This window comes from Fibrella forsythiae (genome assembly GCF_017353175.1).
GTDB lineage: Bacteria > Bacteroidota > Bacteroidia > Cytophagales > Spirosomataceae > Fibrella > Fibrella forsythiae.
The window spans coordinates 313,972-326,913 of sequence record NZ_JAFMYW010000007.1 but is presented as its reverse complement, the minus strand read 5'-3'; the positions used below and the strand labels follow the sequence as shown (position 1 = coordinate 326,913).

Here is a 12,942-nt window from a genome sequence, read left to right as displayed (position 1 = left end):
GAATGACACCGAACTTAGTAGCCGTTTACTTCACCACCACCGGTTGCAGGCACGGGGCTGGTTTCACCATCGCCGAAGCGGCGATAGGCTTCTTCCATAATGACGGCCGTAGCCGACGCACCAAGCCGGGAAACGCCCATTGCTTTCACCTGAAGGAGGCCCTCAAGGGTTCGCACGCCCCCGGCCGCTTTCACGCGAACATTTGGCCCTACGTGGTCGAGCATTACCTGAAGATGAGGAATGGTGGCTCCTTCATAGCTGTACTTGCCGTCGGCGCCTTTGACGAATCCGTACCCAGTCGACGTTTTGACGAACTCGGCGCCTACTTCCGTACAAATCTCACAGAGCCTGATAATATATGAATCATCAGGCAGGTAATCGTTCTCGAAGATCACTTTCAGAATAGCTCCGTGTGCCTGGCAGGTTTCGTGAATGGCTTTTATCTCATCACGAACGTACCCATAGTCGCCGCCCAGGACCTTGCCAATATTCACTACCATGTCGATCTCAACCGCGCCGTCGCGGCAAGCCTGCAACGTTTCTGCTACTTTCACCGCCGTGGTCGAGTTACCCGCCGGAAAGCCGATGACCGTACCCACCAGCACATCAGAACCAGCCAATAACTCTGCGGCGAGTGGAACTGCGTAAGGCTTTACGCACACCGAGGCCACCCCATAATGCAGGGCAATGGCGCATCCATCGCGTAACTCTGCATCGGTGAGGGTTGGGTGCAGCAGCGAATGATCGATCATTTTCGCAAGCTCGCGAATCAGGGTTGGGTTAGGCGTCATTGTTAGTCGTAATGGGTTAATTGAATCCCATCACCCGGCGAACGCGGGAAATGGTTGCAGAAGCCACAGCACGCGCTTTTTCTTCGCCGGCGCGCAGTTCATTTTCCAGTTCAGGGTTCCCCTCTACCATCAATTCGGCAAAGCGCTCGCGTTCAGTGGCGAACCGCTCAACGATCAGTTCATACAATTCTTTTTTGGCGTGGCCATAGCCGTACCCGCCCGACTCATATTTCTGCCGCATCGTAGCTATCTGTTCATCACTCGCCAGCAATGCGTAGAGTTGGAACGTGATGTCAGTATCCGGATTTTTGGGTTCTTCCAGCGGGGTCGAATCAGACAGGATCTTTTTGACGACCTTATACAATTCGTTGGCTGGCAAAAACATGTCGATGTAGTTATTATACGACTTGCTCATCTTGGCCCCGTCGATGCCCGGAATGGTCATGATTTTTGAATCAATGCGAGCTTCGGGCATGACAAACACCTCATCATTGTAGTACCGGTTTACAGCCCCGGCAATATCGCGGGCCATTTCCAGATGCTGGCGCTGATCTTTTCCAACGGGCACCAGTTCCGCATCGTACAGCAGGATATCTGCCGTTTGCAACACAGGGTATGTAAACAGCCCGGCGTTGGCTGCCGACGGCATTTTCTCCAGTTTATCTTTATATGAGGTGGCGTTTTCCAGCATCGCCATGGGGGTAAAGCAGTTCAGATACCAGGCCAATTCGGTATGCTCCGGCACCCGCGACTGCCGCCACAGGGTATTCTTAACAGTGTCGTAGCCAAAGGCCAGCCAGGTAGCTGCAATGGCCCGCACAAATTCACGGCGGGTATTACCATCCCTCAGCGTGGTGAGCGAATGAAGGTCTGCAATGAACAGAAAAGATTCATTACCAACTTGTTGAGATAGATTAACTGCGGGCAAAATAGCCCCGAGTATATTGCCCAGGTGCGGACGCCCGCTACTCTGGATTCCAGTTAAGATTCGAGACATGATGTTGACTAATGGTACGCGGCTTTATGAGATTTAAAACGATTGACGCTGATCATTGGATTTAAATGGATCTGCTCCGCCTCACTTTGACTATCTGTTTGAATCCATATAATCTAAATGGGGCGTAGGGTCTGCCACCGCAGTGCCATTACCTGCATGAATCGGTTTAAATTCCTTAAATCCGCGTACCAACTTATTTTTTTCCTTGTGCTTCAACAACAGCGATGGCGACCATGTTTACGATCTCGCGTTCTGACGAGCCTAGTTGAAGTACGTGAACTGGTTTGTGTAAGCCTAACAAAATCGGGCCAATGGCATCGGCACCGCCTACTTCCGACATTAGGTTATACGCAATGTTACTGGCCGACAGGTTCGGGAAGATTAACGTATTCGCTCCCTCATCGATCAATTTGCTGAACGGATGATTCTGCTTCAGCAAGTCGGTATCGAAGGCAAGGTGCGCCTGAATTTCACCGTCGACGATCATGTCCGGATATTTGGCTTGCAACAGCGAAACGGCTTTGCTCATTTTCAGCGCGTCGTCACCTTCTGCTGAGCCGAAGTTCGAGTAGGTAACCAGTCCAATGCGCGGTTTAATGTTGAATTGCTCTACGGCGCGGGCGGTTAATTCCGTGATTTCCACAATCTCTTCAGCCGTAGGGTTGAAGTTGACCGTCGTATCGGAGAAAAACAGCGGGCCACGTTTGGTCATCAGGATGTACATGCCGGCTACCTTTTTCACGCCGTCCTGCTTTCCGATAATTTGCAGCGCAGGCCGGATCGTGTCGGGGTAATTGCGGGTCAGGCCAGAGATAAGCGCGTCGGCTTCACCTGTTTCGACCATCATTGCCCCGAAATAGTTGCGGTAGTACATCAGTTTCCGGGCCTCACGTGGGTTAAGGCCTTTCCGCTGCCGTTTCTGGAAGAACACATCAGCGAAGCGACTGATCAGCGCCTCCTGTTCCGGTGATCGTGGATCGAAAATCGGCGTGTCGCCCAGGTCAAGGCTGTTCTGCTCGATCATCTGCCGGATCATGGCCGTTTCGCCCAGTAGAATTGGGTGTGCTATGCCCTCGTCACGTACCTGCTGGGCGGCTTTCAGTACTTTCAGGTTCTCGGCGTCGGCAAACACCACTCGCTTAGGGTTGCTCTTGGCCTTGTTCAGAATTACCCGTGAAATACTGTTATCCTGGCCCAGACGGTGGGCTAACTGATGTTGGTAGGCCTCCCAGTCGGTGATTGGGTGCTTGGCTACACCCGAATCCATCGCTGCCCTGGCTACGGCAGGGGCTACAGTTACCAGCAAGCGTGGATCAACCGGTTTCGGGATAATATAGGTACGGCTGAACATCAGGTTATCGGTGCTGTAGGCCATATTCACCAGATCGGGCACGGGTTTCTTGGCCAGTTCGGCCAGGGCCAGCGTGGCGGCCAGCTTCATGGCTTCGTTGATCTCGGTAGCCCGGACATCGAGCGCTCCCCGGAAAATGTAGGGGAAACCCAGCACGTTGTTCACCTGGTTTGGGTAATCAGACCGGCCCGTTGCCATGATCAGGTCAGGGCGGGCGGCCATCGCCTCTTCGTAGCTGATCTCCGGCGTTGGGTTCGCCATCGCAAACACGATCGGGTTATCGGCCATGCTTTGCACCATGGCCTGGCTAACGACATTCCCTTTCGACAAACCCACAAACACGTCGGCCCCAACAAACGCAGCGTCGAGCGTTGTGAGGTCGCGACTGGTGGCAAACATGGCTTTCCGGACGTCGAGGTCACTCCGGTCAGTGCGGATAGGGCCTTTCGAATCGCACATTACGATATTGTCGATGTTGGCGCCCAGGGCCACGTAATGTTTCGTGCATGAAATGGCTGAGGCTCCCGCGCCATTAACCACGATTTTCACGTCACCGATTGATTTACCAACGAGTTCAAGTGCGTTGAGCAGCGCCGCGCCGGAGATGATCGCGGTGCCATGCTGATCGTCGTGCATGATCGGAATATTCAGTTCTTTCCGCAGCCGTTCTTCAATTTCAAAGCACTCGGGAGCCTTGATGTCTTCGAGGTTGACCCCGCCAAAGGTGGGCTCCAGAATCTTTACGGTACGCACAAACTCGTCGACATCATTGGTATTCAACTCCAGATCGAATACGTCGATGTCGGCGTAAATTTTAAACAGTAGGCCTTTCCCTTCCATGACAGGCTTGCCTGCTTCGGGGCCGATATCGCCTAAACCAAGTACGGCGGTACCGTTCGAGATCACCGCGACCAGATTGCCTTTCGCGGTGTATTTATACACGTCTTCCACGTTGTCGGCAATGGCCAGACAAGGTTCGGCAACGCCCGGCGAATAGGCCAGCGTTAAGTCGCGTTGGGTACTATACGGTTTGGTGGGAATGACTTCCAGTTTACCGGGCCGGCCGTTGGCGTGGTAGTCAAGGGCGTCTTCGCGCCTGATTTTCTGTTGCATATGGATTTTGACAGCCGGAATCCACTGGATTGTCCGGCTTAAATGGGGCCGCTAAGCTACAAAACTGCGGTTGGCTTGCCTACAGGAATACTAAGCAACTTCCAACGTAAAATTGATCGATGTGAGCTGTTTTTTCGCTCAACCTGTCTGTTCACTACGTGGTAGGTAGCCGGGCGGCTGCCCATGAAACAAGTTGCCATTTGGCTATAGTGCGCCTTCTTTTGGGCTTTGCTGTGTTGTGCCAGACGTCGGTATACATCATAGTAACTGGCGTTGGTTTATCGGCTATCAGCAACGTTACCCGGGCGCGACCAGTAAGAATGGCCACCGGCCCGTAGAACCGAACGGTCACGCTATCGGTATCGATCGACTGGTAATTCCAGCGACCAACGGCAATACTGTGGATGAATTCCCGCTTTGTTTCTACTGCTCCGCTTGAGTGCGTATAGAGGAGATCGTTCGCCAGCAGTTGGCCCAGGGCGAGGGTGTCTTTTTGAACCAGGGCATCAAAACGCTGGCGGTCGAGCGATCTGAGCAGCTTGTGCTGAGGCGATTGGGCCAGGCAAAAAGTCGTTGTCAGCAGGCAGAATACGAGTAGCAGACGATACATAGAATAGGGCTGAAATGGTTAAGGTCCAAAGCCTGAAACTGATTACTCTTACCGATTCAGGGTAAGTCAGTTATAGACATTGGACCTTAACAACTCAGTTGAGATTCGTTATTCCCACTCGATCGTAGCGGGTGGCTTCGAGGAAATATCGTACACGACGCGGTTTACGCCTTTTACTTTGTTGATGATCTCGTTGGAAATATCGGCCAGGAACGAGTAGGGGAGATGCGCCCAGTCGGCTGTCATGCCATCAACGCTGGTTACAGCACGAAGCGCCACAACGCGCTCGTAGGTACGTTCATCGCCCATCACGCCCACGCTCTGGATGGGCAGGAGCATCGCACCGGCCTGCCACACCTGGTCATACAGCCCTTCACGCTTCAGGCCGTTGATAAACAGGGCATCTACTTCCTGTAGGATCGCTACTTTTTCGGGGGTGATATCACCCAGGATACGGATGGCCAGACCAGGTCCGGGGAACGGGTGACGGCCCAGAATAAACTCGGGTAAGCCCATCGACCGCCCTACGGCACGTACCTCGTCTTTGAACAGCGTATTCAGTGGCTCCACTACCTTCAGCTTCATAAAGTCGGGCAGTCCGCCTACGTTGTGGTGCGACTTGATCGTTGCCGACGGACCCTTCACGGACACGGACTCGATCACGTCGGGGTAAATCGTGCCCTGCCCCAGCCAGCTCACATCTTCGATCCGGTGTGATTCCTGATCGAAAACGTCGATAAACGTTTTGCCAATGGCTTTACGTTTGGCTTCGGGGTCGGTCAGGCCTGTGAGTGCACTGTAGAACTGCTCCTGTGCGTCAACACCTTTTACATTGAGGCCCAAGGTTTTATAACTATCCAGTACGCTCTGGAATTCATCTTTACGCAGTAGTCCATTATCAACGAAGATGCAGTAGAGGTTTGGCCCGATTGCCCGGTGAATGAGCATGGCTGCTACCGACGAATCAACGCCGCCCGACAGGCCGAGCACCACCTTGTCGTCGCCAAGTTTGGCTTTCAGATCCGCCACAGTCGTATCGACGAACGAGTCGGCAGTCCAGTTTTGCGAACAGCCACAGATGTCGACAACGAAGTTGTGAAGCAGCTGTTTTCCCTGAAGCGAGTGCGTTACTTCGGGGTGGAACTGGATACCGTAGGTTTGCTCACCACGTACCTGGAAAGCCGCAACGCGGACCGTTTCCGTGGAGGCGATCACGTCAAAGTGATCCGGTATCTGGGTGATCGTGTCTCCATGCGACATCCACACCTGTGAATGCTGATCAAATCCTTTCATCAGTTCGCTGGCTGTATCGACGGTGCCCAGGCGGGCCCGGCCATACTCCCGAATAGAGGAAGGCTGTACCTCGCCACCGCTGCTTTGGGCCAGCAGCTGGGCACCATAGCAGACGCCAAGCAGGGGTAGCTTATGCCGGAACGCCGCCAGGTGAACATTGGGTGCGTCGCTGTCGCGAACAGAGCAGGGACTCCCCGACAGGATCACTCCTTTAACGTCGGGCGAGATAGAGGGAAGGTTGTTGTACGGATGAATTTCGCAGTACACATTCAGTTCACGTACCCGTCGGGCAATCAGTTGAGTGAACTGTGAACCAAAATCGATAATCAGAATCTGTTCGGTGGCCATCGTTAGTTTCTAAAGCACAAAGCTACACCAAATTGCCCCTCTAGCCGAAACAGGCCTGATTATTGACTCTTAGATAGACGTAGGGCAACTCATTTTCCACGCTTTGCTACCGAAAATGAGCTGCCTAATCACCTGATTACCAGTATCAGGACCCTTAGTCTAACGTTTCACTCAAACCATTATGAAAATCATGACGTCTGAATCTTTCTTTGATGCCCTGTCGATGCCATTCCCCAAAAGTGTGGAAAAAAATACCCCATCGAACAACAACCAAAAATTGCTAATCCCTTTCTTCGACCGTAAGCGTACTGTATCTGTCGATGAAATTGTTCGGCTTGAAGGTTCAGGCAACTACACGAATTTCTACCTGAAAGATGGCACTAAAATGCTGGTTTCACGGACATTGAAAGAGTATGAAACGTTACTTGACGGACAGGCGTTCGTGCGCGTTCATAAGTCGTGCATCGTGAACCTGAGCTTCGTACGTAAATTCTTCGTTAAAAAAGAAGGCGAACTTGAACTGGCCGACGGTCAGCAAGTAAAAATCTCTCGTCGCCGTGCACAAATGTTCATCGATCGTATCCGCGACTTTAGCCCTTCGTTAGTGAATTAATTGCCACCTACACTTCCCAACGACTTTACTCTACAGCCGGGTCAACGTAGTTTAAACTACATTGACCCGGTTTTTTGCGTAATGACAATCGTACTACCGTTAGATAAAGAGTACGTAGAAATACGTGATTGGCAGAGGGGATACACGCAATAAAACGCGCACATATTTAATTAAGTATTTGATAGTCAATAATTTAGGTTAATTCAACGTGCATCTGATTCTGGGGAGCTTTTTAGGAAGCGGTAGGCTACCTGTAGTTTTGAATAGTCAAACAAGCTATCTCCCAATTCCTTCTAAAACACCCAGACACTTATGGAAGCCAAATTCATTACCCCGCCAACGCCAGCAGTAACGCCTCATTATCCTGCTTCGTACACCCGCAACGCGAATCGAATTGCGCTTCCGTACCTGAATCGAACCGTAATGGTATCGGTGGATGATATCGTTTGCCTGGAAGGAGAAGGTAACTATACGTTTATACATACCCGTGACCGGCGCAAATACCTGGTGTCGAAAACGTTGAAAGAGTTTGAGAAAACACTCGATAGTTCGATCTTCATTCGTATTCATAAATCAAATATTATCAATCTGGCCTACGTGCAACATGGTGTATTTGCCCGCGACCGGATCATCCGGATGGCTGACAACCGGGAGGTAACTATTTCGCGCCGCCGCATGCGGGAAATCACCCAGATCATGAACCAGTACCAGGAGTACCTTAATTAAAGCTACGCTTTGTTCAATGAAAAAGCCCGCTCTCGGTTGTCGAGAGCGGGCTTTTTTGCAACCGGATGTTTATGCTAGAAGATTTTGTAGGCGAGCGTTATCTGCCATGACTTTGCGCGTTGGCTGAAGCTGCCACCGCTTGTATTTACCTGAGCCACATCAGATAAATTTCCCTGATAGCGAACATCCAGACCAAGGCTACCCAAATCAATACCACCACCAATCTGGTAACTGTAATACGCTTTCGACCAGGCGTCGTTCAATGAGCTCGACGTATACTGTTTCAGGGCATCGCTTAATCCGGCGTTGTTATCAATCCGGAACGAGGCCATTGGGCCAACCATAAACCGCAGTGGGCCTCCTTTCAAGCCTAAGAGTACAGGCACGTCGAAGCTGGTGTTTTTGATCGTCACGTTTTCGGTAACGCCATTACGCACCACATCGAACTGACCTTCCAGGGTGGTGTACATCAGCTCTGGCTGAATAAACAGGTTTTTTCCGAAGCGGGTGTAAACACCAAAAGACGTACCAGTCTTGCTTTGGAAGCTATCTGAAATGCTATTGCGCAGCGTCTGACCATTGACGTCGACGTTAGGTGAGCCATTTGAGTTAGTACCGGCGTTAACAAACGGACCAAAGGTTAGTTTTGAGAGGTTTACTCCTCCTTTAATGCCGATCTGAAAACCCTGGGCATAGGTGAGCGAGGGTAAAACGGCGATGGCTAGGCCAAACAGAATGTTCTTCATGGAAGCGATAGTGTTCATCATTGGATATAGGGGATTAACGAGAAAACAGCTCGGAAGTAGTCAAAAACCAACTATTTCTGAGCCAACGGCGTTCTTTTTATAGCAAAAGCATAGGTATCAATGATCGTTCCAGGGGTGTTCATGAACCACCATTAGGCCGATGATTGCGTGTTGTTACACCTTTGATTAACGACTGGCCTGACCGTTTAATGTACCTGCTAAAAATTGTTAATTTGTTTTCGAATCCTGTTCACTTAACACCCCCGTGGCGAAAATAAAAACCTCGTATTTCTGTCAAGCGTGTGGTCATCAGTCGCCAAAGTGGTTAGGCCGTTGTCCATCCTGTGGCGAATGGAATACCATTGTTGAAGAAGTTGTCCAGAAAGACGAACCTGATAAAGGAAGCTGGCGCGTCACATCGGGGCCAGCCAAGATTGCAGCGAAACCGAAAGCCATTCACGCCATCAATTACGAAGAGCAACCCCGTACGCTGACCGCCGATGGTGAGTTGAACCGGGTACTGGGCGGCGGTATTGTTCCGGGTTCGCTGGTCCTGATTGGTGGCGAACCGGGCATTGGCAAATCGACGCTGTTGCTACAGATTGCCCTTGGCCTGACCGATATGCGCGTGCTCTATGTCTCGGGCGAGGAAAGTGAGCAGCAGATTAAGATGCGGGCCGAACGGCTGGAGCCCCCTACCAGCGACTGCCATATCATGACCGAAACCTCAACCCAGAACATATTTCGGGTGGTTGAGCATTTTGAGCCGGAGGTACTGATCGTCGATTCGATTCAGACCATGCATTCGTCGCTGGTAGAAGCAGGGGCGGGGAGTGTATCGCAGGTACGTGAGTGCACCGCCGAGTTCATGAAATACGCTAAGGAGTCGGGCGTACCGGTATTCATGATCGGCCACATTACCAAAGAGGGGTCGCTGGCCGGACCCAAAGTACTGGAACATATGGTTGATACCGTGCTGACCTTTGAGGGTGATCGACACACAACATACCGGATATTGCGTACTACTAAGAACCGGTTTGGGAGCACGTCTGAACTGGGTATCTACGAAATGCAGGGAACGGGTCTCCGGCAGGTATCGAACCCATCGGAAATCCTGATTTCGCAGCGCGATGAAGCGCTGAGCGGTGTGGCTATCGGCTCCATGATGGAAGGTAATCGCCCATTGATGATTGAAATTCAGGCGCTGGTTGGCGTAAGTACCTACGGCACGCCTCAGCGAAGCAGCACCGGTTACGATAGTAAGCGATTGCAGATGCTGCTGGCTGTACTGGAAAAACGGGGTGGGTTTCGGCTTGGCCAGCAGGATGTTTTTCTGAATGTAGCGGGTGGTCTGCGCGTAGAGGATCCCGCTATTGATCTGGCTGTCTGTGCTGCCATCGTGTCGAGCTACGAGGACATCTCAATTCCAACGACGGTAGCATTCGCGGCAGAGGTTGGCCTGGGTGGTGAGGTACGGGCCGTGGGGCGGATAGAAGCCCGTATTGCTGAAGCGCAGCGGCTAGGTTTCAAACAGATTTACGTGTCGAAATATAATCTGAAGGGCCTCGATGCCAGTCAGTTCAGCATTGGTATTCGGGCCGTCGCCAAATTAGACGAAGTATTTCAGGGAGTGTTGACCTAGATGCAGTAGAGGTAGTTATTCTGGTTGTATCGTGTTGATAATCAATTGTTTTGGTGAGTATGGTGCCGCGTAAATGAACTGACGCAGGCTGACTGAAACTCTGGAAAGATCGCTGCACAAGTACCAATTTAGTCGGCAATCCAGTGATTGGCCGGTGTTCAAAACAATACGTACCTATTCCTTGTCATCTATCGACGAATGCAACTGGTCTGCTAGCTGCCGATCAACACATTCAGACGACTTTTTAACTTTATAGATATGAGTTTTTCCGCAAACCGCCCTGAAGACCTTCTGTTCGATGCCGCCCGCCGTGGCGATATACCTTATTTAACGGAACTGATCGGCGAGGGTATCGATGTCAATACACAAAATGGCAAGGGCTTTACACCGTTAATTATTGCCACCTACGATGGACAGCAGGAAGCGGCAAACGTGTTGCTGGCTGCCAACGCTGATGTGAACGTGCAGGATGTTACGGGCAACACGGCCCTAATGGGCGTTAGTTTTAAAGGCTACCCTGATATTGCCCGAATGTTGATTGAACACGGCGCTGATCTGAATATCCAGAATGGCAACGGTGGTACGGCTCTGATGTTTGCCACGTTGTTTGGTCGCAATAGCCTGGTGCAGCTTCTTCTGGAAGCTGGTGCCGATACGACCATTCGGGATAGTCGCGGGCTTACGGCCTACGACCTGGCCATTCAGCAAGGTAATCAGGAAGCCCTGGCTTTGCTTGACGAAATGGGAGCATAGCCTCTCTTGCCAGCATAGCCCACTACCTTGAAGCGTGCTATGCTGGTTAGGCCTCCTCTGTCTGTAACTGTTTGTCGTACAGCTCACGGTAAATGCCGCCGAGCGCCATCAGGTGTTCGTGGGTGCCCTGCTCTTTAATTTCACCATCGTCGAGCACAATGATTTTGTCGGCCAGTTTGGCTGACGATACCCGGTGCGAAATGATCACCGATGTTCGGTCGGCCATGATGCGGCGCAGGTTATTCAGGATAATGTTTTCCGTGTTAGTATCTACGGCCGAAAGACAGTCGTCGAGGATCAATATTTTAGGGTCGCGGGCAATGGCGCGGGCAATACTGAGTCGTTGCTTCTGTCCGCCGGAAAGGGTGATACCCCGTTCGCCGATCCGCGTTTTGAAGCCTTCCGGAAACGCCGTTATGTTGTCTGTTAGATCGGCATCGGCTACAGCCCGGAGCACTCGTTCCTGCGGCATGTCTGGTTTACCAAACCGAACGTTGTTACTAATTGTATCTGAGAACAGGAACACGTCCTGCGGAACGTACCCCATCTGCCCCCGCAAATGACCAAGATCATAGTCGCGGATGGGTACGTTGTCGATACGGATTTCGCCCGAAGAGGCATCGTACATCCGCATCATCAGGTTAGCCAGCGTACTTTTTCCCGATCCTGTCGTGCCCAGAATAGCCACCGATTCGCCCGCCTGCACGTCCATCGAAAAGTCTTTCAACGCCACAATACCGGTATCGGGGTACACGAAGCGGACACGGTCGAAGGTAAGCCGGCCGGTTATTTCACGCGCCATATTCTTCGTCGAAACCAGTGTCGTTTTAATGGCCATGAACTCGTTGATCCGTTGTTGCGAAGCTGCTGCCCGCTGCGTCTGGCTGGTTGTCCAGCCAAGAGCCATAACCGGCCACGTGAGCATGTTGACGTATAGAATGAACTCAGTGATGTTGCCGGCCGTTAGGCGCCCGGCCAGTACTTCCTGCCCGCCCACATACACGACGAGTACGTTACTAAGCCCGATAAGCAGCACAGACATGGGTTGCCAGAGCGCATCGACCAGCGTAAGCCGGAGCGATTTTTCCTGGTATTTGTTGGCTTCTCCTTCAAAATTTTTCACCGAGTTATTTTCCTGAACAAAGGCTTTTAGTACCCGAATGCCCGAAAACGCTTCCTGCACGTAGGTACTCATCTGCGACAGCGCCCGCTGAATCTCCTCCGACCGTTTGATCACGATACTTTCAACCAGATAAATACCAATTGACAGAATGGGCAGCGGCAGCAAGACATAGATGGTCAGGCGAACATTGATACTGACCATGTAGCCGATTACGAGCACGAAGAGCACCAGCAGGTTCATACCGTACATGATGCTGGGACCAACGTACATCCGTACCTTACCAACGTCTTCGGAAATACGCGCCATCAGGTCGCCGGTATTGTGCTGTCGGTAGAAAGCGAGGGGCAGGGTTTGGTACTGATCGTAAATGTCGTTTTTCAGATCATACTCAATATGGCGCGACATTACGATCAGCGTTTGTCGAACCAGGAACAGGAAAAAACCTTTCAGTAAGGCCAGCGCCAGAATCAAAAGGCCATAGAGCGTGATCGTAAATGCGAAAATATCGTAGAGTTCGGGCTGGAGAGACGTACCGGCGTAGAGGTAATAGATGTCGAGCGTTTCACGAACCAGATCCAGCGCATACCGGACCAACTGTGCGGGAAAGATGCCAAACAGGTTCGAGATAAACGTAAAAACGATACCCCAAATCAGGTACCACTTATAACGGGCAAGGTATTTATTGAGATGCGCAAGGGCACGAATGGTCTCCACAACTGATTCAGGTACGTTCTGTTTTCCAACGCACAAACTGCCCCTATGGGTTCGGAGCAGGGTCGGTAATGAAAAAGGTTTTCTGGCTGGATTTACAGAATTTTCGTTCTGCCTATGCAATA

General features: G+C 51.5%; 11 protein-coding genes. 4 read left to right on the top strand and 7 right to left on the bottom strand.

Annotated elements, in window-relative coordinates:
• Positions 1-14: 14 nt before the first annotated feature.
• From deoC to guaA, 5 genes are all read right to left on the bottom strand, one after another.
• Entirely contained in the window at positions 15-791 is a 777-nt protein-coding gene (deoC, locus tag J2I46_RS22410) for a deoxyribose-phosphate aldolase (RefSeq protein WP_207331294.1), read from the bottom strand.
• Positions 792-807: 16 nt separating this feature from the next.
• Positions 808-1,788: a tryptophan--tRNA ligase gene (trpS, locus tag J2I46_RS22405; RefSeq protein WP_207331293.1), complete on the bottom strand. Its 981-nt coding sequence runs from the start codon at positions 1,786-1,788 to the stop codon at positions 808-810.
• 193 nt (positions 1,789-1,981) lie between these two features.
• A complete protein-coding gene (locus tag J2I46_RS22400) occupies positions 1,982-4,252 on the bottom strand; it encodes an NADP-dependent malic enzyme (protein ID WP_207331292.1) in 2,271 nt (756 codons plus the stop codon).
• A gap of 154 nt (positions 4,253-4,406) precedes the next feature.
• Positions 4,407-4,862 carry a nuclear transport factor 2 family protein gene (locus J2I46_RS22395; protein ID WP_207331291.1) on the bottom strand — a complete coding sequence of 152 codons (456 nt, stop codon included), beginning with the start codon at positions 4,860-4,862 and terminating at the stop codon, positions 4,407-4,409.
• A 108-nt stretch (positions 4,863-4,970) separates the two neighbouring features.
• On the bottom strand, positions 4,971-6,503 hold the full coding sequence (gene guaA / locus J2I46_RS22390) for a glutamine-hydrolyzing GMP synthase (RefSeq protein ID WP_207331290.1): 1,533 nt from the start codon (positions 6,501-6,503) through the stop codon (positions 4,971-4,973).
• 181 nt (positions 6,504-6,684) lie between these two features.
• Here guaA and J2I46_RS22385 point away from each other — a divergent pair, with 181 nt between their 5' ends.
• Complete coding sequence (locus J2I46_RS22385; protein WP_207331289.1) at positions 6,685-7,116, top strand: LytR/AlgR family response regulator transcription factor; 432 nt, start codon at positions 6,685-6,687, stop codon at positions 7,114-7,116.
• 312 nt (positions 7,117-7,428) lie between these two features.
• Positions 7,429-7,842 carry a LytR/AlgR family response regulator transcription factor gene (locus J2I46_RS22380; protein ID WP_207331288.1) on the top strand — a complete coding sequence of 138 codons (414 nt, stop codon included), beginning with the start codon at positions 7,429-7,431 and terminating at the stop codon, positions 7,840-7,842.
• Positions 7,843-7,916: 74 nt separating this feature from the next.
• On the opposite strand, the gene J2I46_RS22375 is transcribed toward J2I46_RS22380, so the two are convergent.
• On the bottom strand, positions 7,917-8,588 hold the full coding sequence (locus tag J2I46_RS22375; RefSeq protein WP_207331431.1) for an outer membrane beta-barrel protein: 672 nt from the start codon (positions 8,586-8,588) through the stop codon (positions 7,917-7,919).
• Between the two features lie 265 nt (positions 8,589-8,853).
• Between J2I46_RS22375 and radA the strand changes: the two genes are divergently transcribed.
• Positions 8,854-10,230, top strand: coding sequence for a DNA repair protein RadA (radA, locus tag J2I46_RS22370; RefSeq protein WP_207331287.1), 1,377 nt, complete (start codon positions 8,854-8,856; stop codon positions 10,228-10,230).
• Between the two features lie 258 nt (positions 10,231-10,488).
• Complete coding sequence (locus tag J2I46_RS22365) at positions 10,489-10,983, top strand: ankyrin repeat domain-containing protein (protein ID WP_207331286.1); 495 nt, start codon at positions 10,489-10,491, stop codon at positions 10,981-10,983.
• A gap of 46 nt (positions 10,984-11,029) precedes the next feature.
• On the opposite strand, the gene J2I46_RS22360 is transcribed toward J2I46_RS22365, so the two are convergent.
• Positions 11,030-12,811, bottom strand: coding sequence for an ABC transporter ATP-binding protein (locus tag J2I46_RS22360; protein WP_207331430.1), 1,782 nt, complete (start codon positions 12,809-12,811; stop codon positions 11,030-11,032).
• Positions 12,812-12,942 lie beyond the last annotated feature (131 nt).